31 protein-coding genes and 2 pseudogenes are annotated in these 21823 nt (G+C 42.7%); 4 read left to right on the forward strand and 29 right to left on the reverse strand.

The window, feature by feature from the left end; all coding sequences use genetic code 11:
- Nucleotides 1–137 precede the first annotated feature (137 nt).
- On the forward strand, nt 138–1361 hold the full coding sequence (gene gltS, locus Q5H80_RS07255; RefSeq protein ID WP_304563921.1) for a sodium/glutamate symporter: 1224 nt from the start codon (nt 138–140) through the stop codon (nt 1359–1361).
- Between the two features lie 124 nt (nt 1362–1485).
- Here gltS and Q5H80_RS07260 read toward each other — a convergent pair whose 3' ends face one another.
- Genes Q5H80_RS07260 through Q5H80_RS07270 form a run of 3 tightly spaced genes read right to left on the reverse strand, consistent with a single transcriptional unit; the run spans nt 1486 to nt 2488 of the window.
- Nucleotides 1486–1935 carry a GyrI-like domain-containing protein gene (locus Q5H80_RS07260; RefSeq protein ID WP_304563922.1) on the reverse strand — a complete coding sequence of 150 codons (450 nt, stop codon included), beginning with the start codon at nt 1933–1935 and terminating at the stop codon, nt 1486–1488.
- 59 nt (nt 1936–1994) lie between these two features.
- The gene (locus tag Q5H80_RS07265; RefSeq protein WP_004733848.1) at nt 1995–2228 is read right to left on the reverse strand and encodes a hypothetical protein; all 234 of its coding nucleotides are present in this window, start codon (nt 2226–2228) and stop codon (nt 1995–1997) included.
- Nucleotides 2229–2236: 8 nt separating this feature from the next.
- Entirely contained in the window at nt 2237–2488 is a 252-nt protein-coding gene (locus Q5H80_RS07270) for a Rho-binding antiterminator (RefSeq protein ID WP_004733849.1), read from the reverse strand.
- Nucleotides 2489–2884: 396 nt separating this feature from the next.
- Between Q5H80_RS07270 and Q5H80_RS07275 the strand changes: the two genes are divergently transcribed.
- On the forward strand, nt 2885–3250 hold the full coding sequence (locus Q5H80_RS07275) for a cytochrome c (RefSeq protein WP_304563973.1): 366 nt from the start codon (nt 2885–2887) through the stop codon (nt 3248–3250).
- Between the two features lie 79 nt (nt 3251–3329).
- On the opposite strand, the gene catB is transcribed toward Q5H80_RS07275, so the two are convergent.
- The 3 genes from catB to Q5H80_RS07290 all read right to left on the reverse strand — a co-directional run bounded on the left by catB (nt 3330) and on the right by Q5H80_RS07290 (nt 5252).
- On the reverse strand, nt 3330–3956 hold the full coding sequence (catB, locus tag Q5H80_RS07280; RefSeq protein WP_304563974.1) for a type B chloramphenicol O-acetyltransferase: 627 nt from the start codon (nt 3954–3956) through the stop codon (nt 3330–3332).
- 91 nt (nt 3957–4047) lie between these two features.
- Nucleotides 4048–4779 carry a glucose 1-dehydrogenase gene (locus Q5H80_RS07285; protein ID WP_009846813.1) on the reverse strand — a complete coding sequence of 244 codons (732 nt, stop codon included), beginning with the start codon at nt 4777–4779 and terminating at the stop codon, nt 4048–4050.
- Nucleotides 4780–4868: 89 nt separating this feature from the next.
- A complete protein-coding gene (locus Q5H80_RS07290) occupies nt 4869–5252 on the reverse strand; it encodes a nuclear transport factor 2 family protein (RefSeq protein WP_304563975.1) in 384 nt (127 codons plus the stop codon).
- A 184-nt stretch (nt 5253–5436) separates the two neighbouring features.
- Between Q5H80_RS07290 and Q5H80_RS07295 the strand changes: the two genes are divergently transcribed.
- Nucleotides 5437–5769, forward strand: coding sequence for a PBPRA1643 family SWIM/SEC-C metal-binding motif protein (locus tag Q5H80_RS07295; RefSeq protein ID WP_304563976.1), 333 nt, complete (start codon nt 5437–5439; stop codon nt 5767–5769).
- 96 nt (nt 5770–5865) lie between these two features.
- On the opposite strand, the gene Q5H80_RS07300 is transcribed toward Q5H80_RS07295, so the two are convergent.
- The 14 genes and pseudogenes from Q5H80_RS07300 to Q5H80_RS07360 form a co-directional block, all read right to left on the reverse strand.
- Nucleotides 5866–6108 carry a hypothetical protein gene (locus tag Q5H80_RS07300; RefSeq protein ID WP_304563977.1) on the reverse strand — a complete coding sequence of 81 codons (243 nt, stop codon included), beginning with the start codon at nt 6106–6108 and terminating at the stop codon, nt 5866–5868.
- Between the two features lie 121 nt (nt 6109–6229).
- Nucleotides 6230–6646: a VOC family protein gene (locus Q5H80_RS07305; protein WP_304563978.1), complete on the reverse strand. Its 417-nt coding sequence runs from the start codon at nt 6644–6646 to the stop codon at nt 6230–6232.
- 45 nt (nt 6647–6691) lie between these two features.
- Nucleotides 6692–7165, reverse strand: coding sequence for a GNAT family N-acetyltransferase (locus Q5H80_RS07310; protein WP_304563979.1), 474 nt, complete (start codon nt 7163–7165; stop codon nt 6692–6694).
- Nucleotides 7166–7200: 35 nt separating this feature from the next.
- Complete coding sequence (locus tag Q5H80_RS07315; protein WP_304563980.1) at nt 7201–7557, reverse strand: hypothetical protein; 357 nt, start codon at nt 7555–7557, stop codon at nt 7201–7203.
- Nucleotides 7558–7699: 142 nt separating this feature from the next.
- Entirely contained in the window at nt 7700–8107 is a 408-nt protein-coding gene (locus Q5H80_RS07320; protein WP_304569393.1) for a VOC family protein, read from the reverse strand.
- A 49-nt stretch (nt 8108–8156) separates the two neighbouring features.
- Nucleotides 8157–8570 carry an NUDIX hydrolase gene (locus Q5H80_RS07325; RefSeq protein ID WP_304563981.1) on the reverse strand — a complete coding sequence of 138 codons (414 nt, stop codon included), beginning with the start codon at nt 8568–8570 and terminating at the stop codon, nt 8157–8159.
- Nucleotides 8571–8792: 222 nt separating this feature from the next.
- The gene (locus tag Q5H80_RS07330) at nt 8793–9281 is read right to left on the reverse strand and encodes a GNAT family N-acetyltransferase (protein ID WP_304563982.1); all 489 of its coding nucleotides are present in this window, start codon (nt 9279–9281) and stop codon (nt 8793–8795) included.
- 160 nt (nt 9282–9441) lie between these two features.
- A pseudogene (locus tag Q5H80_RS21140) lies at nt 9442–9627 on the reverse strand (NAD(P)-dependent oxidoreductase); the annotation flags it as partial.
- Nucleotides 9628–9693: 66 nt separating this feature from the next.
- On the reverse strand, nt 9694–10440 hold the full coding sequence (locus tag Q5H80_RS07335; protein WP_304563983.1) for a hypothetical protein: 747 nt from the start codon (nt 10438–10440) through the stop codon (nt 9694–9696).
- A gap of 327 nt (nt 10441–10767) precedes the next feature.
- Nucleotides 10768–11019, reverse strand: a complete 252-nt coding sequence (locus Q5H80_RS07340) for a hypothetical protein (RefSeq protein ID WP_304563984.1) — start codon at nt 11017–11019, stop codon at nt 10768–10770.
- A 233-nt stretch (nt 11020–11252) separates the two neighbouring features.
- On the reverse strand, nt 11253–11666 hold the full coding sequence (locus Q5H80_RS07345; RefSeq protein ID WP_304563985.1) for a GFA family protein: 414 nt from the start codon (nt 11664–11666) through the stop codon (nt 11253–11255).
- Nucleotides 11667–11971: 305 nt separating this feature from the next.
- On the reverse strand, nt 11972–12346 hold the full coding sequence (locus tag Q5H80_RS07350) for a VOC family protein (RefSeq protein ID WP_304563986.1): 375 nt from the start codon (nt 12344–12346) through the stop codon (nt 11972–11974).
- Nucleotides 12347–12402: 56 nt separating this feature from the next.
- Nucleotides 12403–13101, reverse strand: a complete 699-nt coding sequence (locus Q5H80_RS07355) for a pseudouridine synthase (protein WP_369809690.1) — start codon at nt 13099–13101, stop codon at nt 12403–12405.
- Nucleotides 13101–13262 (reverse strand): hypothetical protein, encoded by a 162-nt coding sequence (locus tag Q5H80_RS07360; protein ID WP_304563988.1) that lies wholly within the window; start codon nt 13260–13262, stop codon nt 13101–13103. The genes Q5H80_RS07355 and Q5H80_RS07360 overlap by 1 nt, the downstream gene beginning before the upstream one ends.
- Before the next feature lie 208 nt (nt 13263–13470).
- Here Q5H80_RS07360 and Q5H80_RS07365 point away from each other — a divergent pair, with 208 nt between their 5' ends.
- On the forward strand, nt 13471–13872 hold the full coding sequence (locus Q5H80_RS07365; RefSeq protein ID WP_304563989.1) for a YkgJ family cysteine cluster protein: 402 nt from the start codon (nt 13471–13473) through the stop codon (nt 13870–13872).
- A gap of 72 nt (nt 13873–13944) precedes the next feature.
- On the opposite strand, the gene Q5H80_RS07370 is transcribed toward Q5H80_RS07365, so the two are convergent.
- The 9 genes and pseudogenes from Q5H80_RS07370 to Q5H80_RS07410 all read right to left on the reverse strand — a co-directional run bounded on the left by Q5H80_RS07370 (nt 13945) and on the right by Q5H80_RS07410 (nt 21640).
- Complete coding sequence (locus tag Q5H80_RS07370) at nt 13945–14346, reverse strand: NUDIX domain-containing protein (RefSeq protein WP_304563990.1); 402 nt, start codon at nt 14344–14346, stop codon at nt 13945–13947.
- Nucleotides 14347–14574: 228 nt separating this feature from the next.
- Nucleotides 14575–14955, reverse strand: coding sequence for an STAS/SEC14 domain-containing protein (locus Q5H80_RS07375; protein ID WP_304563991.1), 381 nt, complete (start codon nt 14953–14955; stop codon nt 14575–14577).
- Between the two features lie 113 nt (nt 14956–15068).
- Nucleotides 15069–15665: a class I SAM-dependent methyltransferase gene (locus Q5H80_RS07380; RefSeq protein WP_304563992.1), complete on the reverse strand. Its 597-nt coding sequence runs from the start codon at nt 15663–15665 to the stop codon at nt 15069–15071.
- Nucleotides 15658–16173, reverse strand: coding sequence for an HAD family hydrolase (locus Q5H80_RS07385; RefSeq protein ID WP_304563993.1), 516 nt, complete (start codon nt 16171–16173; stop codon nt 15658–15660). Before Q5H80_RS07385 ends, Q5H80_RS07380 begins: the two co-directional genes overlap by 8 nt.
- A 28-nt stretch (nt 16174–16201) precedes the next feature.
- A pseudogene (locus Q5H80_RS07390) lies at nt 16202–16336 on the reverse strand (D-2-hydroxyacid dehydrogenase family protein); the annotation flags it as partial.
- A gap of 57 nt (nt 16337–16393) precedes the next feature.
- Nucleotides 16394–16858 carry an ASCH domain-containing protein gene (locus tag Q5H80_RS07395; RefSeq protein ID WP_304563994.1) on the reverse strand — a complete coding sequence of 155 codons (465 nt, stop codon included), beginning with the start codon at nt 16856–16858 and terminating at the stop codon, nt 16394–16396.
- 237 nt (nt 16859–17095) lie between these two features.
- The gene (gene glpT / locus Q5H80_RS07400; RefSeq protein ID WP_304563995.1) at nt 17096–18469 is read right to left on the reverse strand and encodes a glycerol-3-phosphate transporter; all 1374 of its coding nucleotides are present in this window, start codon (nt 18467–18469) and stop codon (nt 17096–17098) included.
- Nucleotides 18470–18922: 453 nt separating this feature from the next.
- Complete coding sequence (locus Q5H80_RS07405; protein WP_304563996.1) at nt 18923–19177, reverse strand: DUF3297 family protein; 255 nt, start codon at nt 19175–19177, stop codon at nt 18923–18925.
- 246 nt (nt 19178–19423) lie between these two features.
- Nucleotides 19424–21640 (reverse strand): TonB-dependent siderophore receptor, encoded by a 2217-nt coding sequence (locus tag Q5H80_RS07410; protein ID WP_304563997.1) that lies wholly within the window; start codon nt 21638–21640, stop codon nt 19424–19426.
- Nucleotides 21641–21823: the final 183 nt, after the last annotated feature.

A 21823-nucleotide genomic window follows, 5' to 3' on the forward strand; every position in this document is an offset into this window, starting at 1 on the left:
CAAACAACTTGTTGCCGATCCGGAATTCCGAAACTTCTTATCATTTGAACGCAACAAATAATGCTAATCTAGTTGCTTATTAAAGCGCGATTTGGCAACTAAAGTTACGTCATAACTTCACCTTTACAAGGATCACTATGGAATTTGAAAACAACATCTTACATCTCGGGTCATTTTTTGCTGTGACCATGGGGATCGTGGTTCTATTTATCGGTCGAAGGCTTAATCAAGTCATTGGTTTTTTGAAAGAGTTCAGTATTCCTGAACCTGTCTCTGGCGGGATTTTGGCATCGCTCCTGTTCGCAGTTTTATACGCGACGACCTCAATCGAAGTGCAGTTTGATCTGTTTGCCCGCGATGTATTATTGGTATACTTCTTTACCACGATTGGTATTAACTCAAGCTTGAAAGACCTGTTCAAAGGCGGAAAGCCTTTGGTGATTTTGCTTGCAATCACTATCTTCTTCATGATTATGCAGAACATCGTCGGTATTTCTGTCGCATCAATGTTTGGCCTAGAGCCTGTCTTTGGCCTACTCAGCGGAAGTATTTCACTGATTGGCGGACATGGTACCGCGATTGCTTGGGCACCCAAGGTTGCAGAAGAGTTCGGCCTAGAAAGCGCAATGGAAATTGGGATCGCCAGTGCAACATTCGGGCTTATTTTAGCCAGCCTTATGGGTGGTCCTATTGCGAAGTTTCTCATCAAGCGTCACAACCTCAAACCTGCCGACGGGCAATCAGGTTCAATCGATTCAAATGCCAAAAAGCAACAACAAGCCCTCACATCATTTCAATTTTTAGACGCCGTGTTAGCGATTCATATTTGTGTCATTGTCGGCGCGTTGCTTAATGAATTGATCAGTCAAACCGGGTTACAGCTTCCACTGTTCGTATCGTGTTTGTTTGCGGGTATCGTGATCACCAACGTAATGCCAGACTCCTACCCAAGAATATCAGGCACTAAATGGCCAACACGGTCGCCTGCTATCGACTTAATTGCTGAAATATCCTTGGGTACATTTTTGGCGATGTCACTAATGAGCATGCAACTTTGGACGCTCATTGATTTGGCTGGCCCTATCTTCGCGATATTGGCAATGCAGCTGCTACTGGCGGTGATAATCAATATCTTCATCGTGTTCCCATCAATGGGTAAGACCTATGATGCGGCTGTTGTATGTGCGGGGTTTGGAGGAATTTCATTAGGTTCAACACCGACAGCCATGGCAAATATGTCGGCAGTAAGTCAGAAGTATGGGCATTCAGCACAAGCCTTCATCATCGTGCCATTGGTATGTGCGTTCTTCATTGATTTAGCTAACGCCCTGATTATTCCTTACTTCATGAGAATGATGTAGCTGACCGTTGTTAGGACGGTGTACCCCAATTTATTTAGGCGGTGTACCCCAATAAAAAGAGCCGCTCAATACAGAGCGACTCTTTTGCAAATGACTAAACTTGCACTAAATGACAACCCAAAGCTTATTGAATCGCTATCGAAATCTCGACTTCAGTTTCGCCTTTGTAGAATTCAAAGTCTGTCGTGTAAGTTCGAACATGTGGGCAATCCGCTGCGTTGAAGTACGCCCACACTTCTCCCCATAAATCGATGACCGCTTGAAGGAGTTCACCTTCAGCAGAAAACGTTAGGTACTTACCTGCTTCAATTTCGGTTTCTACCAGATTATCTAGATTTTTATCGGTAAGTGCATTGGTACATGCAATAACATCAAACTCACCAGTAAAATCCGATTGGTAATTGGTGTAGACGCCATACACTTTTGAGTCTGGAGTCAGCTTAGGAAAAGCTTGATCGAAAAAACCTTGCCATAATTGGCCTATCTTCGCTTTTGCTGGATCAATCTCATCGGTATTAGTGGTTCTTACTGAAAACCCATACGCCTTTACGGCTTCAATCGTTTCTACTTTCATTCGTTTTATTCCTAAGCCAATCGACGCTTTAACTCTACTAAATTTATAACTAATCTTAACTAATCTTGTATCTCTTTATGGCCACACTTTTCACAGACAAGATGACGAGAAAACTCATCCATTGACGCGATAAACGGGCCAAGGAACCAACCTTTTATCATGCCAGCCCAAAACTCGCTTCGCTTTTGGTTAGGTTTGTCTGCAAACGCACTCGTCTTTCTGACCAACACAACAACATGTTGTGTGTCTTCTCTGCACGCGGTGCAATAGCATTGTTCTATGGTGTTATTCATTTGAAAGCCTATGACGTTTTGAATGAAATCTGCTGAAAATGGGGATTGTCGACACAGACTTCTAGTGTGGAAAGATCAGTGAGTACGACAAGTTGTTCTACACCTTGAATACTGACCTTAATACACTCTTCACGGCTATCATTGCGTTGAGTATCTAATCCGACACACTCAATCTGCTCACCGGACTTCAGAGTTAATTTGATTGGGTATCGGTGCATACACACAATCTCAATATAATCGTAATCGTTGCAACTAATCATAATACCCTCTCCAATTCATCCACCACGCTAATGCGACACGCCATACTATGCAATATGCATATAATCAATCATTTACCCAAATCACATTGATGTTCGTCCGCAACTAAACTTGTTTCTAAATTTACTTCTAAACCTAATTCTAATACCAATCACAGTAAGTAAGTGATCAGAAATAGCGCAGGAAAAAGGCTTGAGAACAAGGCGTAATTTTTTGATAAGTAGTTATTCTACAATAAAAAATTATAACGCAGTTATCGAGCGTTTTAACCAGCTAGGATGACCAGTTATTTACTACGATTGGTATAAACTTAGCTTAATCCCGCTTTACCCATTCACGTTTCTTCTACTCACGCCTGCTTATTCTTTCATTGTTAGATAATAATTGAGAACAATACAATGAAAACCATGAACCATTTACACGTGTTAGCTTTCTTAGGTTTAGTAGCTTCAATGATGACGTTTAATGCGAGTGCGGCCACTGAAGTCGATGCGAGCCAATTCGCCAATGGCAAAGCCAAATACAAGCAGCTTTGTCTGGTGTGCCATGGGGACAAAGGACACGGCGATGGCCCCACTGCCGCTTCGTTACCACACAAACCTGCCAACATCGCTAATAAACTAGGCGGCTTTTTTACCAGCCCAAGCTCTTTGGCGGATGACATTTTAGAGGGCGATGTGGAACAAGGCATGCCTGCATGGCAAGGTGTTATCACAAAGCAAGACGCGTTAGATATCTTGTCGTATGTAGATTCAATTCAGTAAGTTTTCGCTTGTGTGAGCATTCTTGTATAAACACCATGTGGGGCTACATTGTCACGCGTGGCTATATCGGGGGCAGCGATTACTTGAGCGCTTTCCAATAATGATAAAGCCCATCAATATCTGAAGAGCACATTAAGGTCATGGCGCCCTTGATCTGTTCTTCGCTCCACTCCCACCATTTCATTTCTAACAACTGAGCAATTTCAGTTTCATTGAAACGATAGCGGATGTGACGCGCAGGGTTTGAACCAACAATCGAGTATGGTGCAACGTCTTTAGTCACAACCGCTCGACTTGCGATAATCGCCCCGTCACCCACTTTCACACCACTCATGATCATGGCCTCGGTGCCAATCCACACATCGTTACCGATCACAGTATCGCCAGAGCGTTCAAAACCGTCGATCGCACCTTCAAACTTCTCGTCGTCTTGGTAGAAAAACGGGAAAGTGCTCACCCACTGATTTTGATGTCCTTGATTGCCCGCCATCATGAAGACTGCACCTGAACCAATCGAGCAGTAGCTACCGATGATCAGCTTATCGATGTCGGTTCTATCCGGTAATAAATAACGCGCACAGTCATCAAAACTATGGTTATGGTAGTAACCCGAATAATAGCTGTGCTCGCCCACGATGATGTTTGGGTTGGTCACTTGTTCTTTGAGTGACTTACCAATAAACGGACTTTCAAAATAGTTTTTCATATTTGTACTCTTAGTTTCGTTCTTTTAGTTAGGTACTTTTGTTGCGTGTTTAAGGTTTTAACAGCTCTATCATAGTAAAGGCTAACGTATCCTATCGACCGCCCGCAATATCAATAAACGAGCCGGTTACATACGAAGCTTCGTCTGATAATAACCATGCGATAGAGTTAGCGACTTCTTCTGGCGTGCCACCTCGTTGTAGCGGCAGTTGCGACGCTAATCTATCGACTCTATCTGGCTCGCCGCCATCGGCATGCATCTCAGTGTAGATACAACCTGGCCTTACACCATTCACTCGGATATTACGTGAAGCAAGCTCAAGTGATAGTCCTTTGGTCAATGAATCCATCGCGCCTTTAGACGCTGCGTAATCCACATACTCAAACGGTGCGCCTGTGCGTGAAGCGGCAGACGATACATTCACAATCGAACCCGCGCCATCAGCTTGTTTGATAAAAGCTTTGCTACACAGAAAGCAGCTTGATACGTTGGATTTCATTACCTTTTCAAAGCGATCCAATTCGATGTCAACTAATGGTGACTGGGTAAACAAGATCCCGGCATTATTGACCAAGTGAGTCACTGGACCCAGCTTGTTACGAGCAATCTCAAATAAGGATTTCACGTCCGATTCAACAGACACATCCGCACGCACGCTTATCGCGGTTCCGCCTTGTTCACGAATCTCGTTCACTAGATCTTCAGCTCGCGACTCATTGTGTATGAAGTTAACACATACGGCATAGCCTTTACTGGCCAACAATTTAGACGTCGCTGCGCCAATACCTCGGCTTCCGCCTGTTACAATCACTACCTTGTTCAATGAAACCCCCTAGTACTTACTTATTCGATGCAACCTGATTATTCAAGACGACCTATTTGTTCGATACAAACTGATCGTATCGACACAAACTAATTGTTCGATACAACCTGAATCCACTGTGATCGCCACGCCGGCGCTTCGAATGGGTCTGGCCAAAACTCAGTTTGCTTTTGAATTAGACCATCAACAACCGTGTGAAAGGTGATCACTCGGTCTTTCAATACACTGTCTGTAACCGAAACGTCCGTTACTACCGTATCACCTTCACAGACAATTGAATTGAGCGTGAACTCCCAAACACCATTAGCTGGATATTCAGAGTTAATTGCTGTGAAGTTGTCGCGCCCTACCGTCAATTCAGAGGACTGCGGCCAATAGCCTTCAAAATCTTCCGATAGCCATTCGCTCGCCTTGGCAAAATCATTACTGCGCATTGCATCCCAAAAACCTAATACCACGTCTTTTGGTGTCATCTCTATTCCCTAACGTCTGTTAAAATCCAATAAGTGCCGATACTCTCAATCATACTGCAGTAGAAACCAAACAAGCTTTACTCACATAACCGCTTTATCAATTGCAATATATCAGTATAATCCCCCGCTCTATAACGCTATCCAGCATTGGAATAGCGTCATCCAAAATTTTAATGAGTACCCAATGTCGAAACTATTTTTCAAAGGCCGTATTGAAACAAGACAAAATCACGTTCTTGCAGGCTACAACGTAAACCGCGATGTTAAAGTGGGTACTGAAGAGTCACCAGTCAACGTAACGGTTCAAACTGACGCTCGCAAAACTGAAGTTGAAGCAATTGCTGCTGAACATTCAATCTTCGTGACTGTATCTGTTGATGCAACTAAAGAAGAAAACACGCTTGAGTTCGACACGTTGCTAAACAAGCCAAAAACAATGACGTTCGAAAAAACACCTAACCGTAACGATCCATGTTCTTGCGGTAGCGGTAAGAAATACAAGAAGTGTTGTGCATAAGGCTTCTCACTCAAACTGCCAATAGTACGATGAGTTAAGTAATACCTAACGGGAAGATCATTGAGGTCTTCCCGTTTTTATTTGTCCAAACTAAACTCAGTCTAGGTTGTCTGGCGTACGTAAATTGGTTTCACATTGAGTACATTTGTAATCACCTGTTGCGCCCGAGCCTGTTACTCCCAAAGCGAGAAGACCCGATAAAATTCGTTTGAGTAAGCTCGGTTCTTTATCCTCAGCTTGTGCCGCTTTTTTCACTTGGCTACTGAACATCGTGTACTTGTGCAGTGTTAGTTCCTTACAGTTGCAGCAAAACGCTTTTGTTGTCTCACTTCCATACATAATATCTATAACCTCACACCAAAGCACAAAATCAACACATGGCGAATATGCTATATGTTGAGTTAAATCTAAATATATTCATTGAGTTACGCACGATTTAAGCTTTAAAGATAAAGCTTATCTACCTGTTAGCCATAGGGTGTTCAGGGTTTAACTGAAGCAGATCCCACAAGTTTCCGTAAAGATCTTCAAACACAGCAACGGTACCGTAGGCTTGCTCTTTAGGCTCTCGGATGAAGTTTATGCCTAAAGACGTCATACGCTCGTAATCACGCCAGAAATCATCGGTGTTTAAGAATAGGAATACGCGTCCACCAGCTTGGTTACCGATGAAATCAAGTTGCTCTGGCTTGGAAGCTCTAGCAAGTAACAGGCTCACACCAGTTGAATTTGGTGGAGCAACAACAACCCAGCGTTTATCTTCTTCTGGTAGATACGTGTCTTCGATGAGATCAAACTTAAGCTTGTTTACATAGAAATCAAGCGCTTCATCGTAGTCTTTTACCACGAGTGCAATGTGGACAATATTCTGTTTCATAACATACCTTGTTGGGGTTTTAGTTGCGTGGAAACTTATTTCATGTCAATTCGCAATTCGACCGCGCAGGATAAATTGCGGGCCTGCTGCGCCACCTAGATACTGTTCATTGGTATCTTCGAAGCCGCCTTTCTGATAACAGTTGAATGCTATGGGATTTTTGCAATTCACAGTTAAGTAAATCGACTCATACGCTGAGTAATTCACTTTTAAATATGGAAACAAAGCTTTGACCGTGCCAGTTCCTAAACCTTTACCTTGCTGGTCTTTATCAAGCACAAAAGCTCTTAACCCAATGCTTCCTTCAGGGCAAAATTCATAGTGCTCCGCGTAAGCGATATCCAGCTTAAAGAAACCAACAACTTCGTTATCAAACTTAATCACATGCAAGTGCGTAGTTTCACTGCCGTCTAATAAAAACTCTGCTGCTGTGCCAGCGAACTTGACCTGTTCATCGGCTAATTGGATGGCCTTAACCAACGCAACATGAGAATCTTCAAGCCTTTCGATAGTTATCATTATTCTTCCCTCTATATAACACGCACAAAAACCGACTAGAGCTCATCGCTAGTATCTCGAGAACCGTAGTTTGGGAAGTTGATATTAAGAACGTCATCGTCCTCAAGCGTGAATAGAACACTTCCATTCTCTACACCGGTTTCGTTCCTATCCGAACAGCCTAGAAACAGCTCCCAATCAAACGAATATTGAAGTCGGTATTGATTCTCATTGATGTGTAGAACGTCTTTGATTTTAATGCCGTTCACCACATGTGCCATATCATCGATGTATGACAAGTCTGGGATTAACTTTTCTTCAAAATCACTCCTATGCTCGATTAAGAAATTGAGCAGCTCAGAACATAACTCGGAGCCATGAACCGATGGTTTAGACAGACTAGAAAACAACATTTCTAAATACTCCAAGGATTGTTTTTATATTGGGCAGAAGCGTAATCCAAGGGCTCGATATCGAGTTTAAATGTCGTTGACACCCTATCCCAGAATTAGCAGCTTATCTCGCAATAAATAAATGACCAATAATATTTATGTGTTAACGAATATCTTGGCAGAACCTAAAGAGATAACCGTCTGGGGTTTGGACGATGAACTGCTTCTGAATCGCGATGGACTCTCCACATTGATAAGATTTTGACTCTAAAGCTAAGTAAATAGAATCAGCGGCGCTTTCGTTAACTCTCTGATATAGAGGTTCGATGTCGATAACACCCCATTGGAAGTTAATACCACGCCCTAACGGAAACTCTAGGTCACCTGAAAGCCATTTTCGACTTTTTCCCGCAATCCCTTCAAGCATCACATCAACACCATCAAGCGTTAGATAAGCAAACTCTTCATCTTGGCGCTCGTATTTCACTTCAAACCCTAACACGTCGACAAAGAAGGATTTGCTCACATTAATATCGAAACAATAAAGCTCAGGAACTACTCGTAATGTCATCATTGATCCTTTAGTCATTCAATTAGAGATATGAGGAGAATCTGTTTTACTAAGCCAGCTTCCCAAGGACGACCGGATCGCTCAACAGATTCGTCAGAGGAAGAAACAATGGCTCAGGTAACTCATCTAGCTTAAACCATTTCCATTGCTTACATTTGTCAGGCTCAGTCACCTGTGGATCTCCGCTCACGTCAGAAGCAACAACAAACAGCGTTATATAGTGCTTGTTCTCTTTCTCAAAAATATCATTGGTAAAAGTCAGCTTCTCAAATGCACTAACAACTAAGCCAGTCTCTTCGAATGTTTCGCGCTTAGCACACTCTTCAATGCTCTCACCCCATTCAAGGTGCCCGCCCGGCGTTGCCCAAGTATGAGCCCCGTGAGAACCAACTCGCTCTCCAAGTAACACTCGGCCTTCGCGGAGAATAACCGCAGCGACACCTACTCTTACTTCCTGACTCACTTAAAACTCCTTAATTCTTACCAAGTGACAAACGTACAGCTAAGTGACTAACAATGCTGAGATTGCGTTCAAACTTACCACTCCCGCTAGACCGAATTAAATACTAAATGTTGAGAATCACCTCGTGAAACTCTATCGATCAATCCCAAGGGAGTACGTTTACTTGCTGCCATCGGGTCTTATAGCCGGCGTCGTTATTTTCATAGTTCCCTTTTGATTTATTTACGAATCGGACATTGCCCAACGGAAATAAGGCCTCTGACCATCCATTCGCTCAACCTCTGCACCCAACCTTTTATAGAAATCATGCGCTTTCTTATTGTGCGGACTTGCCGTCCATGAGATGTGCGAAGCAGATGAGGACTCCGCTTGTGACTTTAGAGCCGACATCAGTTCACGGCCATACCCTTTTGATCTTTGCTGTCCTTTAACTAATAGGTCGTCAAGCCAAATTGATGGCTCTCCACAGAAAGATGAATATCGATAGTGATACAGCGCGAAGCCAAGAGGCTGATCATTCAATTCCAAGATTAAAGCATGGGCAAATGGATAATCACCAAATAGTGTACGTTCGATTTTCTCTACAGTTGTTGAGATTTCACCGCTAAAACCTCTCATACTTCGGTCAAAGTCAGCTTTTTGTTCAATAAACTCTAACAAGACACTTGAGTCTTCTTTCGTCGCAGTCCTTACGATCACTCTCTTCTCCATGTTTGATAAGCCTCTTGCTGTATAAAGGTGTGAAGCGCGCTTGTCGTTCAATGCGATCTAACTAAAAGATGACGCTACCGATTAACTTAAGCTCAGACGTCGGAAAAGACTAAACTCAACTAAAAGTAACGAGGGTTGGTAATTAGAAATAAGCACTCAACTATATGTAATTTTCAATATATTCACTAATTGACTCAGTAGCCTCAAACGAATAACTAATTGGAAGTGTAAGATTCATCTTCTCGACTTCTACAGCCATCGAACCATTTTCTGACTCAAACTCTTCCCAACTGCTCTTACTCACTTTTATTACAGCTTTTGCAGCCAGTAATAGTTGTGCACACTCTGTACGTTCATGTGTTAATTGCGCTAACTGGCCATTATTTACACCTCATTCTTGTGAGATGAATAGTTAGATATCAACCTTTTCTGTGAGCCTTGCTTTCAATTTTATGCCCAACTTAATGTGGGCTTTGGGTTGAACCATTGGATCTAAGCCAAACTGCTTTCTTGTATTATTCAATAACAAAGGCGGCAACTTTTCTTCACAGTACATGGCGTATTTTTCAAAGTACAGTCTCGAGTATGCGCCATCAGCGATATCAAAAGGTTCATCAAGTTGAAGTCGCTTATGTTTAACCCAACCTTCGAGTGAATACCAACATGATAGATATAGCGGTCCCCAAAGATTCAGAAAATGCTTTTTTGATACCAAATCATGAGTAGCAAAGTACCCCATTCTCTGCAACGCAACACTTACAGCTTGAGCGGCTTGTAATTCTTCTTTGCTCCATGTCGATACATAATCCACACTAACGTCACTAGTTACCTGACTATAAGGCTCTCTTTTGTGAGCGTCTGTCACCAACCTAATCGCAGGTTTTAATGCTGACATCTCTTCCATCGCCCAATTCAACAATTCGGCGTTACGACTTCGGGTCGATTCCTCAATAGATTTCGAACCTTGTTTCAGTCCAACCAGTAAGACGAAAGTTAAAATAACCATGACCATGTCCATTACACCGGAGACACCACTCCAATCAAACTCATGGAGCTTTACTGTCACTTCTTTTGAAATGTCTATTGCTGATGAAATTGTTAGAAATAAAGACGCAACAAACACCGATAGTAAGACAATGTTTAATATTATTTTTCTCATAACCTTCGTCCAAAAATTTTGTATATCAAATCAATACTGAGCTAAATAGTAACCTAAGTAATTACCAACATTAAGTAACTCTTTTAACCAGTCAAAAACCGCACGTATATGATGTCAGAATGGTGAGCTATACTTGTAAGAGAGCATGGTTTGCTCCGATAAGTACTATTGGTTAGAAGAGTTATAGTCACTTTAAGTGACTGACATCGCGCTCACCTCGCCTCAACCATCGTGTCGAAACACTAAAGTGACTCGAACGAGAAATGCCAAGTGTTTAGCATCACTCTTAAATGCAGATATGGATAATAAGCACTTAATAATTGCTTTCTATTGAGGCCTATCTTCTGGGTTATCACGATACCAAGCTTCCAGCAGTTCCCGACCATAGATGACTTCAGTCTGCATATGCATGTAAAGAAGGAATGCAGCCAATAGAAAACTAACGCCGTTCAACCACCTTAATGCCTGTTTACGCTCTGCATCATAGAAAAACATACTGATACCAACAAGCAAGAACGGATAATAACCGATAAGAAGTAACAACCAGCCTAGGTAACTTGATATTGCCATATCTGTCATTTCCGCCCCCTAAGAGCCATTAGAAAACTCAGTGTATATTAGAGTAACTATTCAGCTATTCTGAGTTCAGACAATCGAGTTTCGAGTCACTTCAAATTGGGGTTGATGCTGGGAGGTTAAGCGTGAGTAACGCTACCACCTCACCATAACCATTACACCGCAAGCACAAAACTCGACCGAAGCTAAAAATGCCGAGCGTTGTGAATTAGTCTTAAGCTAATAAAAACTAAGTGCTACTCTCCACTTTCAAAGTGGGCAAATACTTCTGCGCCAGTCATATTTTGTGTTTCATTTTTAAATTCGTAGTATTCGGGCTTTTCATCGATAAATATCTGATGAGTTAATTTGTAGTCACCCCCAGACATCAATAAACCGACAGGAAGGTGATACTGATTATTTGGCACCAAAAAGTAAAACAAGTGAGTACCACATTTACCGCAGAACCCCCTCTCAGCCCAATCGGACGACTTATACCTCACTACATTTGATTCACCTGATATTTTAACGGAATCAGCGCAATCAATGACTAACATCGGACCGCCAGACCAATTTCGACACATATTACAATGACAAGCACCCAGTTCATTACTGGCGTACTCTACTTCTAACTCAACCGAGCCACATAGGCACTTCCCTTTACCTTTCATGAATCCTCCAACCTTTGCAATGTGTGTAAATGAATAGCAGATAACGCTTTTTATACCGATGACTTAATAAGAAAGGTTATTTTCTATTTCCCTTCTTCGACAGATACGCGGCATACTTTTTAGAGATCCATTTATGAATATGAAGCCCTGTTTTACGAAAAAGATACCAATCTATAGCAGCCAGAATCACCAAACCGATTACAGTTCCCATAACAAAACCTCCATGCTCATTGAAATGTCACTCTAGCAAATAGTAAAGAAAATCACCGTGAGCCTAAACATACTATCAATGCAAGTTGGGTGAATTAGCGCGGCCTAATGTTTTCGGCCACACGCCACAACACACCACTTGGGTCGGTGATACAAAACTCAAGCATTCCCCAAGGCTGTTCAACAACCTCGGAAACGGTAACTTCAAATTCCGACACTACATTAGAGTTTTGGATGTGTTGATACCAACTTTTTACGTCTTCAACCAGCAAGTGCATCATGTAATTGCGACAGTGCGCAGGTTCGTAAAAGTTTTGCAGAAGGAACGCACAACTGCCGTGTCTTAGATACGCGATATCGTGAAATTCAGACATCACTTCGAAGCCGATTGACTGGTAAAAACGCTTAGATAAATCGAAGTCTTTCGCGGGTACAAAAGGCTTAATTTCTGAGACTTTGAGGTTTTCCATCCTACATCCTTATAGTGTTGATATTCTTGTGCTGACACGCTTGACGATTAAAACGTTTATTCTGAGCCCTGCTGAAATGAGTCGACTTCGGCTTTGGTTAAATAACGCCACTGACCTGCTTCAACATCTAAACGAACATCACCAATCTGTTCACGGTGAAGGCCAACAACTCGATTACCTACCGCGGCAAACATTCGTTTAACTTGATGGAACTTACCTTCTGTAATGGTCAACAGCACCTCTTTACTGCTAATCACTTCGAGCTCTGCCGGACGCGTCAGTTTTTGCTCGCCTTGCAATGGAATGCCCGCTTTGAACTTATCAGCGACATCGTCTTTAATGTCTCGTGACAATGTCACGCTGTACACCTTCTTACATGACTTGGTTGGCAGTGTGATGTTGAATGACCAGCGCCCGTCATCAGTAATCAAGACTAAGCCTGTAGTGTCGGCATCTAAGCGCCCTGCTATGTGCAGTTCTGACGCTTTGTCTATCTCGATATAGTTGAACAGTGAAGGATAAACTTCGTCGATATTGGAGCAGATAGTACCCGCTGGCTTGTGCATTAGGAGGTACCGAAATTCACGCAACTTAAGCAGAGTACCATTCAACAAAATGGTGTTGCTTTCATGAACCTGAGCCGATTCATCGGTAATTACTCCATTGTTTACGTTCACCTCGCCATTATGGATGCGTTCAATCGCTTCAGGCTTGGTTAGGTCAGTGCTTTTACATAGATATTTATCAAGGCGCATTAATCGTCGGCACCACATTTAGCACAAGGCTTGTAGGTACGGTCGCCTTGAGCAATCACCACATAGTCTCGAACGCAGTTATCACATAGCGCCAACTTTGGGTAAGCGTCTTTCTGTTTCTTTGCGTTGATGTTGCCTTCGGTGGTGTATACGGTTCTCATTTTGATGCCTTTGTTTTAATAACTTGCTAGGCGCAAATTGTATCACTGTTTACAACCTTGTTTGGAGTAGTGTTAGGTAGTTAAAGTAATATTAAGTACTTCTATTTTAGGCTCCCGTCCGAAACAGTTTAACCATGAACAACAAAGTCAACGTGCCAGGCCTATCAGTGGTAAAATGATAAAAGCTCACCAACTTATGAAGTCGATAATGAAAGATTGTAATCAATGCGGAAAATGCTGTATCAAATACGGAGATGGTGACCTTGCCGCGACTCAAGAAGAGATCGATTTGTGGGAGCTGTTCAACCCAGGCATCTTTGAATATGTTCGAGGAAGCGAGATCTGGTTTGACCCTGAATCTGGTGAACGTTTAACTCGATGCCCTTTTCTGGAGCTGGTTCCGACGAAAGATACCAAGGCTCAAGCCAAGTACACATGTCGTATTTACTTAGACAGACCAGAAGATTGCAGACACTATCCAAGCCTGATTAATGAGATGGTACGAGATGAGTGTGAAATGATTGAGGTGGTGGATTTACAAGACACGAAGAAAGCTCAAAGGAAACTCGATCTGTTGATGAAAGACAGCCGCCCTCCAAGCTATTCGTAAGCGATGATCTTTTGAAGATCAATTTTCAGCATTAGCTAATATGTAATAATACAGCTAATAGCTGCTAAAACCTTAAGCCAAATACTGGTTCGCTTCTAACCAATCAAGCGCAACCAGTGCTGCCAATGAACATACTGATCTGTCGTTGCCATCAACAAACTTCAGCTCTTCGATTTCGGCATCTGGAGACAATTCACCTGTATAGTCAGCAAGATAACAAGTCAATTGCACTGATACGCCTTCCGCTTTGCCATCAGCTTGGCCTGTAAACGTCTCGACGTATTTGATGGAATCAGGCACTAAATCGACTGAGATCTCTTCTTTGATTTCGCGAACCAGTGCTTGCTCATCACTTTCGCCAGCTTCACGCTTACCACCCGGTAGGTAGAACAGTTCTTTGCCTTTGGATCTCACCATCAACAGCTTGCCGTCTTTGATGAATATCCAAGCCAGCTTATCAATTACCTTATGCATGTCGTTAGACCTTATTTCTGTTTTAGTTCTCGTTATTACTGAATCTGGCCGCACTACTAGTCTCGACCAAACAAAGCCTGCGTATGTTACACGCTGGAATGAATATACTCTATTGAATCGATTAGGAAATATCATATCCAAAACGAAAAATGACAGCTTTCGAGACAATGCTCGTCAACTGTCATTAGCGTTGCTTACGGATTGCTCTCGAGCTGTCCGTACATAGAATTAATCGACTAGCCACTTAAGTGCAGAGTCATGGTCTTCGAATGACTTGATCTCGCCAGACACAAACCAGCTTCCTACTTTTGAAGCGAATTCTTGCCAACTTTTGTCACCATAAATCGCGATTTTGTCTATCTTCGAATGGAGCTCTAATCCCAGTTTGAAATCATCCCAAGCAGCACGCAACTCCCAACCCGTTAAGGTAGAGATGTCGACCAGCATCTTGAGTTTAGATGAATCGAGTTCTTCTAGCGTGGTATTTAAAATTGGCATCATTGCTTGATAGTCATCGTGTGTGAGTTTGCCTTTCGCTTTAAACACAACGATGGTTGCACCGCTAACACGTTCAATTCCAACCGATATTCCGTGACGTTCGATACTCATAACCTAGCCCTCATAGTGGAAACTAAAATTAGCTTAGAAGATTAAACAGCAAAGAGATGAGAGGCTTGCGTCAAAACGGACAGGCATCCAAACGAGTTTTAGTTACTGACCATTTAACGACGCTTAATCGCAACGACCGAGTAAGTGTGCCAATGTTTCATCCTACCTAATGAGGTGAGTGCTTGTTCGTCCCGTTCATTGAATCGTACTACCTCAAAACTCTTAAATAAACTTAAGACTTTGGCTTTCGTTAATGGGGTTGTTGGGGTTCGATAGCCATGTGCCCAACTGTCATCCACGCCCATGAAATCACCAGCAAACACGCCGCCTACTTCAAGGCTGTTTTCAATCCTTTGCCAAATTTCATCAAAACGGGTGGGGTCGGAAAAAAACAGACTCGAATTGGCAATCACTACGCCAGATTTCGGGTAATCATAATTTTCAAATCCACATTCAGATATATCGACCAAAGTCTTGCGACCAAATCTGTCTCGACATATAGCAATGGAATCAGGATTAATATCGAAACCATAGACTTGATAAGCTTGCTGCTCCAAAAAGGCGATGTCACTGCCTGTTCCACAACCACAATCAATCGCAACGTTTAAGCCTGACTCATTCAGTTTAATCGCGAACTCGGTTCTCTTTAAGTGAGTTTTGTTTAGCGCCTTTTGATAATACTTTCGCCAGATCTCTGAATGATCATCCATAGCGCTTCTCCAATAGTTCGCTCAAGCATTGAATTTGTGTGATATTCGAATATTCTGGCTTAAGTTCAGTTCCTTCCCTGTTCAACCACACCGTTTGTAACCCTGCTTTAAGCGCTGGGTAAATATCTTTGTCTAAGGTGTCACCTACCATGGTGATATCTTGTGGTGCAACACCGAGTTTGGAAATGATCGCAGGATAAAAATCAGAATCGTATTTGGATACGCCAAGACTCGCCTTACAGAAGTAACCGGAGAGATACTGAGACAGACCAGCTCGTTCAAACGCTTGGATAATGTCTTGTTCTGTCGAGTCAGCGGCATTGGTTGCGACATAGAGTCTGTGCTGTTTCGAAAGCGCAGCCAGCACTTCACGCGCCCCTGCAACTTCTTCGACAATTTCCCAATCACACATTTTCCCTTGTGCGTCTGGGAAATCAACCATGAGCGTATTGCCCCAATCGAATAAGACTACTTCTGTTAATTCGATTGGCTTTGTCGTCTTGTTCATCCTGCCTCCTGTATTGGTCATAACTCTTCTACAAGCTATCTTTTTGATAGGACAGAATGTTATCGAAAGCGATATCGAAGTAGAGTTCGTAGCTATTTTGTTCAACATAGCCCAAGTGTGGGGTCGCAGTGACGTTAGGTAGAGATAATAGTGGCTCAATGTCCGGCTTTAGTAAACATGCCATGCCTTGTGATTCAACACGACTCTCAAAGTTTCTTCATTATTGATAGACCACTTTGAAACGCTCAAGTACCAGCATCATGTCTTCACTCGGGTTTATCTGGAGTTCTTCACATTCACGCGAGAAGAAATTCCAGTGTGCTTCTCGCCACCATTCTAGTGTTTTGTCACCCTCACCTTCTGCGGCAGCAAACTCAGCAGTCACTTCATTGTATTTGCACTGTGAGACTGACGTGATTTCAACAATACAGATAGGTTTGCCATCCCAATCGGTGACCACTTGCAAGTGACCAACTATCGGTCTCGTCTCGCCTTCGTGCGTATACCAATGTTCAAGGCCGCAGGACGCCTGTTTTTCACCTTTCAGAATCAACTGCGCGCACAAGTTGGCATTGTATTCGTCTGCGCAGTAATAATCGGCACTAAAAGAAGCGTATTGTGAGGCAACGTCTGCTGGCAATGTGTTGAGGTAACTATCAAGATAAGCTTTGCTTCTTTCTTCCATGATCTTTCCAAATTCAATATAAGGTAAAGCCGATAAATACTTATGAATTAAGCATCTGACTGCATTATGAGTAACCTATCAAGTCCGGTTATTGCTGTAAACCAAGCGAATATCAAAATGGAGATTCGAGTTGTAAGATTTTGGTCAGAACGGTTTGGGAATGGGGGGCTTAAACAAAACAGAAGCAGGATATACCTGCCTCTGTTGTATATTGGTCGATGCGGTTTGGTGAACACACTACTGAGTTAACGCTTCTTTCTCTCTTTCGAGATCTTTTTGTTTATGGTGTGCACGCTCACCTAAGAAGGCGTAAAGCAGACAGATTATTGAAGCCACACAAGCGCCGACCAAAATAATGAAGCCACCATCCCAACCGTAAAGGTCAACCATAAAGCCAAGTACTGCGTTGGCAGCAACCGCACCGCCTAGGTAGCCAAACAAACCGGTCAAGCCAGCTGCTGTTCCCGCCGCTTTTTTAGGCGCAAGCTCAAGCGCATACAAGCCGATTAGCATTACTGGGCCATAGATAAGGAAACCAATCGCAATCAGTGCCAGCATATCAACCGTTGGGTTACCTGCTGGGTTCAGCCAATATACCAATACAGCGACTGTCACTAGCACCATGAACAAGATACCTGCTGGTGCGCGTCGGCCTTTGAATAACTTATCTGAAATCCAACCACACAATAACGTGCCAGGAATACCAGCCCACTCATACAAGAAGTAAGCCCATGATGATTTGTCTACTGAGAAGTCTTTTGCTTCTTTTAAGTAAACCGGAGCCCAATCGAGTACGCCATAACGGATAAGGTAAACAAACGCGTTAGCAATTGCGATTGACCACAATAGCTTGTTAGAGAAAACGTACTTAAAGAAGATCTCTTTCGCCGTCATTTCTTTCTCATGAGACGTATCATAGTCGTCTGGGTAATCGTCTTTGTGTTCTTCAATCGGAGGCAAACCACAAGATTGAGGTGTATCTCTTACTGTAAACCAAACGAAAATAGCAACGAGAGTGGCAAAAAATGCAGGAACATAAAAAGCGGTTCGCCAGTCGTCGTTAAAAGCCCAAAGCCCCAATAAGAACATTGGTCCAATCAATCCGCCGCCAACATTGTGCGCAACGTTCCATACCGACACTATCTCGCCACGCTCTTTACGTGACCACCAGTGCACCATGGTTCGCCCACAAGCTGGCCAGCCCATACCTTGAAACCAACCATTCAAGAACAGCAGGATAAACATTGCAGTAATGCTGCCTGTTGCCCATGGCATGAAACCAAAGCAGAACATCACCAGTGCCGACATTAACAAGCCGCCGCTGAGGAAATAACGTGGGTTAGAGCGGTCCGACACGCTTCCCATTAAAAACTTAGATAAGCCGTAAGCAATTGACACTGCAGCCAAGGCAACACCAAGCTCTCCGCGACTGAAACCCTGTTCAATAAGATAAGGCATCGCCAAACTGAAGTTTTTGCGAACTAAGTAGTAACCCGCATAGCCAACAAAGATGCCAAGAAACAGCTGCCATCGTAAACGTGTGTAGGTGCTATCAATCTTATCTGATGATAAGCGATCGATATGCGCCATAGGTTTGAATATTCCAAACATAGGAACCTCATAAATATTGGGCGATAGAATCAAAAATGCTCGAACGAAAAGATTTAGTGCTCACTCGAAAGCCAGGGCATTGTATGTGCTTCAGGATTAATTTCTGTGATAGAGATAGCCATTAACAATAAATAACCTTAAATACAGCGCTTTAGTTTCATTTAATTAGACTGCGCTTCATATTTTCAACTATACGCATTTATTTATTCGAAGGTTTATCGAGTGATATTCAAACAAAAGTGCGTGTTCGAACATAATACACCAGTGACTATTTAATATTCTTGCAAATGCATAATGAAAACGGCGTTTTTTTGAAAGCTATAAGGGAGAATTTTGTCTTATTGAAAGGATTACGTTGTTAATCGTGATACAAACAAAAAGGGCCTAGATTGCTCTAGACCCTTTTAGGTAATAACGCTTAGTGACTCGATATGAACGAGTTACACGAAGTGATTATGCTTCGATGTAAAAAGCTTCTACAGTGCCTTTTAGGGTAATAAGCATTGGCTGGCCAAAACGATCTAGCGCTTTTGGAGAAGGGATCTTAACCCAACCTTCGCTGATGCAGTATTCTTCAACATCAGTACGCTCTTTACCATTTAGACGAATGCCAATTGGGTATTCGAAACACTCAGCCACGTGGTGTGGGCTGCGTGGGTTGCCTGCAAGATGATCTGGTAAAGCTGGTTTTGAATTAGTATCGCTCATGTTCATTACCTGTATGTACGTAAATAAAAAAAGTGCGTCATTCTAGTCAATATAGGCTTTGCGCTCAACAACTGCTGCAATAAATCGTAGAGATCGTTTTAATCAACAGCGAGTTGTTTGATTTAAAAGCGATATAGGCACTTTTTCAAACGAAAATTTAACAGGATTAAACATTGTTAATAAAGGGAGAATTAATGAACTTAATAAAAGCACCCTGCCCGCAAGCCGAGTGCTTATTGGTAAGTCTTACCAGTCGTAGGTTACACTTGCAATGACGTTACGGCGATCGCCGTAGAAGCAATAGTAATCACACGTCGCAACGTACTCTTTGTCTGCTAAGTTTTTCGCCGCAACTTGGAACTTATAATCTTCAATACGATAGCTCAATGTTGCGTCAAACAATGTGTACGAAGGTACTTTGTTCGTCTCAGTGTTGTCGGCGTAAGAATCACCAACATAACGAGCACCCGCACCAATCGTTAAGCCATCTAATGGACCATTTAGGAAACGGTAGTTTGCCCAAGCAGAAGCCAATTGGTCAGCAATTTGTGACGGCGTATTGCCTACATTGCTGCTTGTCGCATCTTTAGTTATTTCAGAATCGATGAATGAGACGTTACCAATCAAAGTTAATGCTTCAGTCACGTTTGCAAGTGCTTCTAATTCAAGACCACGGTTACGAACTTCACCAATTTGCGTTAATTTTCCTGCAACCTGACGCGCTAAGTTTTCTTTCGACACTTCAAATGCGGCAATGTTGAAGTAACCGTCAAAGCTACGCGGTTGATATTTCAAACCCACTTCGTATTGCTCGCCGCGTTCAGGCTTCGCAGGGTTACCATTTTGGTCAAGCTGAATAATTGGGTTAAACGACTGAGCGTAGCTGGCATAAGGCGTAAAGCCATTATCCATTACGTAAGCAACACCGAAGTTAGTAGTCCACTCTTCACTGTCGACCTTAGTTTTTGCGCCAGTAGTCGTGTTATGCGTCTTGTTTTGGGAATCGTCGTAACGAACACCAACCTGCACCGCCCACTTGTCTGCAATCATCATTTGGTCTTGTAAATACAGACCTAGCTGGTTGTTTTTCGTTTTAGTGGTTTGACGATCTGATTCATCAAGCGGTGCGAACGTTGTTGGATTCAACAAAGCTACATTTGTGCTGTATGACGGATTAAACACGTTAAAGATCGGGCTAGGAATATTTCCTACACCAGGTACAGGTAGAAGACGATTTCCGTCACCAATAATTGGGTCAGCCGCGTAATCTTTACTATCAATATCGATGCTCTGGTAATCAATACCAGTCAACAAAGTGTGTTCTACCGAACCTGTCGTAAATTTATGGATCAAACGATTATCGATATTAAACGCATCGGATGTCCCCTCTTCCGTCGATGCTTGGCGGATAATAGAAGAACGGGTTGGGTCGTAAGGTGCTAGAGCAGTGTCACCAATATACCGCGAGTAATACATTTGACGTAGGTTTATGTCCATCTGGCTATAACGAACGTTTTGCATTAAGTAAGTACGGTCATTAAAGTGATGTTCAAATTCATAACCTATCGAGATTTGTTCACGCTCAAACGTCTCCCAATCGGTATTTCCCAATGCCCTGCTATCACTGATTTTTCCGTTTGGATTTGACGTTAGCGTCCCTTCCATCGGTAAGAATTGTAGGTATGGGTCAGAGTCATCCTTTTGGTAACTAGTTAGTACCGTAATTTTAGTGTCGTCTGTAAATTTGTAAGCCAAAGAAGGGGCAATAAAAACTCGTTCAGCTTCTACACCATCGACACGGCTGCCATTTTTGCGTCCAAGTGCTTGCAGGCGAAATGCCATTTTGTCAGTAACTTCAGAATTCACGTCTAAGCTAATTTGCTTACGATCGTCCGTTCCGTATTCAATAGCAAACTGGCCTGAACCACCATCAAATTGTGGGCGTTTACTTACTACGTTAATCACACCGCCCGGAGGGGTTTGACCGTATAGCGCAGAGCTAGGCCCACGCAAAATCTCTACACGTTCTAAACCAAACGGGTCAATTTGCCAACTATAGAAACCCGACGAATACAGGCGCGTACCGTCTTGATACAAACCACTGTTTGCTTGCTTAAAACCACGAATAACAAACCAATCTTGCTTATTATCTTCGCCAAAGTAGTTCGCTTGAATACTTGGTGTGTACTGCAGTGCATCAGCAATACTGATCGACGCTCTATCATCCATCTGCTCACGAGTCACAATCGAGATTGCACGCGGTGTCTCGCCTATCGCAACATCTGTTTTAGTTGCCGTTCTGCTGCTTAGTCCAACATAACTAAAATCAGGCCCCACTGAACTGTCTTCAAGCTGCTGTCCAATAACAACTACGGTTTCATCTTCATTAGCCTGAACCATTCCTGACGATATAATTAAAGCGACCGCAAGTGCTGTTGGGGTACGCGTAAAGTACCGATTCATATATTTCTCCTTCAATACGGCTATGAACCAATTGCAAAAAAACACAATCAATTTTTACTATTCAATTGTTTGTGTTTGAACCTAACTCGGCTCTTAAAAACTCAAGCGACAACACTTTCTAGTGCTTGGTGCGCTTGAGCTAAATTTCCTTAACTCAACTCAATAAGATTGTCGGTATCCATT

The sequence above is a fragment of the Vibrio sp. SNU_ST1 genome (assembly GCF_030563405.1).
In the GTDB taxonomy this organism is placed as follows: Bacteria; Pseudomonadota; Gammaproteobacteria; order Enterobacterales; family Vibrionaceae; genus Vibrio.

Coding starts and splice junctions, on each gene's coding strand:
- Q5H80_RS07345 (WP_304563985.1), bottom strand. CDS start 11,666: ATGAAAGGTAAAGGGAAGTGCCTATGTGGCTCGGTTGAGTTAGAAGTA.
- Q5H80_RS07380 (WP_304563992.1), bottom strand. CDS start 15,665: ATGGATGATCATTCAGAGATCTGGCGAAAGTATTATCAAAAGGCGCTA.
- Q5H80_RS07315 (WP_304563980.1), bottom strand. CDS start 7,557: ATGTTGTTTTCTAGTCTGTCTAAACCATCGGTTCATGGCTCCGAGTTA.
- Q5H80_RS07310 (WP_304563979.1), bottom strand. CDS start 7,165: ATGATAACTATCGAAAGGCTTGAAGATTCTCATGTTGCGTTGGTTAAG.
- Q5H80_RS07305 (WP_304563978.1), bottom strand. CDS start 6,646: ATGAAACAGAATATTGTCCACATTGCACTCGTGGTAAAAGACTACGAT.
- Q5H80_RS07270 (WP_004733849.1), bottom strand. CDS start 2,488: ATGATTAGTTGCAACGATTACGATTATATTGAGATTGTGTGTATGCAC.
- gltS (WP_304563921.1), top strand. CDS start 138: ATGGAATTTGAAAACAACATCTTACATCTCGGGTCATTTTTTGCTGTG.
- Q5H80_RS07320 (WP_304569393.1), bottom strand. CDS start 8,107: ATGACATTACGAGTAGTTCCTGAGCTTTATTGTTTCGATATTAATGTG.
- Q5H80_RS07340 (WP_304563984.1), bottom strand. CDS start 11,019: ATGACAGATATGGCAATATCAAGTTACCTAGGCTGGTTGTTACTTCTT.
- Q5H80_RS07330 (WP_304563982.1), bottom strand. CDS start 9,281: ATGGAGAAGAGAGTGATCGTAAGGACTGCGACGAAAGAAGACTCAAGT.
- Q5H80_RS07370 (WP_304563990.1), bottom strand. CDS start 14,346: ATGCATAAGGTAATTGATAAGCTGGCTTGGATATTCATCAAAGACGGC.
- Q5H80_RS07265 (WP_004733848.1), bottom strand. CDS start 2,228: ATGAATAACACCATAGAACAATGCTATTGCACCGCGTGCAGAGAAGAC.
- Q5H80_RS07355 (WP_369809690.1), bottom strand. CDS start 13,101: ATGCGCCTTGATAAATATCTATGTAAAAGCACTGACCTAACCAAGCCT.
- Q5H80_RS07365 (WP_304563989.1), top strand. CDS start 13,471: ATGAAAGATTGTAATCAATGCGGAAAATGCTGTATCAAATACGGAGAT.
- Q5H80_RS07405 (WP_304563996.1), bottom strand. CDS start 19,177: ATGAGCGATACTAATTCAAAACCAGCTTTACCAGATCATCTTGCAGGC.
- Q5H80_RS07410 (WP_304563997.1), bottom strand. CDS start 21,640: ATGAATCGGTACTTTACGCGTACCCCAACAGCACTTGCGGTCGCTTTA.
- glpT (WP_304563995.1), bottom strand. CDS start 18,469: ATGTTTGGAATATTCAAACCTATGGCGCATATCGATCGCTTATCATCA.
- Q5H80_RS07260 (WP_304563922.1), bottom strand. CDS start 1,935: ATGAAAGTAGAAACGATTGAAGCCGTAAAGGCGTATGGGTTTTCAGTA.
- Q5H80_RS07290 (WP_304563975.1), bottom strand. CDS start 5,252: ATGACACCAAAAGACGTGGTATTAGGTTTTTGGGATGCAATGCGCAGT.
- Q5H80_RS07300 (WP_304563977.1), bottom strand. CDS start 6,108: ATGTATGGAAGTGAGACAACAAAAGCGTTTTGCTGCAACTGTAAGGAA.
- Q5H80_RS07335 (WP_304563983.1), bottom strand. CDS start 10,440: ATGAGAAAAATAATATTAAACATTGTCTTACTATCGGTGTTTGTTGCG.
- Q5H80_RS07385 (WP_304563993.1), bottom strand. CDS start 16,173: ATGAACAAGACGACAAAGCCAATCGAATTAACAGAAGTAGTCTTATTC.
- Q5H80_RS07395 (WP_304563994.1), bottom strand. CDS start 16,858: ATGGAAGAAAGAAGCAAAGCTTATCTTGATAGTTACCTCAACACATTG.
- Q5H80_RS07275 (WP_304563973.1), top strand. CDS start 2,885: ATGAAAACCATGAACCATTTACACGTGTTAGCTTTCTTAGGTTTAGTA.
- Q5H80_RS07295 (WP_304563976.1), top strand. CDS start 5,437: ATGTCGAAACTATTTTTCAAAGGCCGTATTGAAACAAGACAAAATCAC.
- catB (WP_304563974.1), bottom strand. CDS start 3,956: ATGAAAAACTATTTTGAAAGTCCGTTTATTGGTAAGTCACTCAAAGAA.
- Q5H80_RS07375 (WP_304563991.1), bottom strand. CDS start 14,955: ATGAGTATCGAACGTCACGGAATATCGGTTGGAATTGAACGTGTTAGC.
- Q5H80_RS07360 (WP_304563988.1), bottom strand. CDS start 13,262: ATGAGAACCGTATACACCACCGAAGGCAACATCAACGCAAAGAAACAG.
- Q5H80_RS07350 (WP_304563986.1), bottom strand. CDS start 12,346: ATGGAAAACCTCAAAGTCTCAGAAATTAAGCCTTTTGTACCCGCGAAA.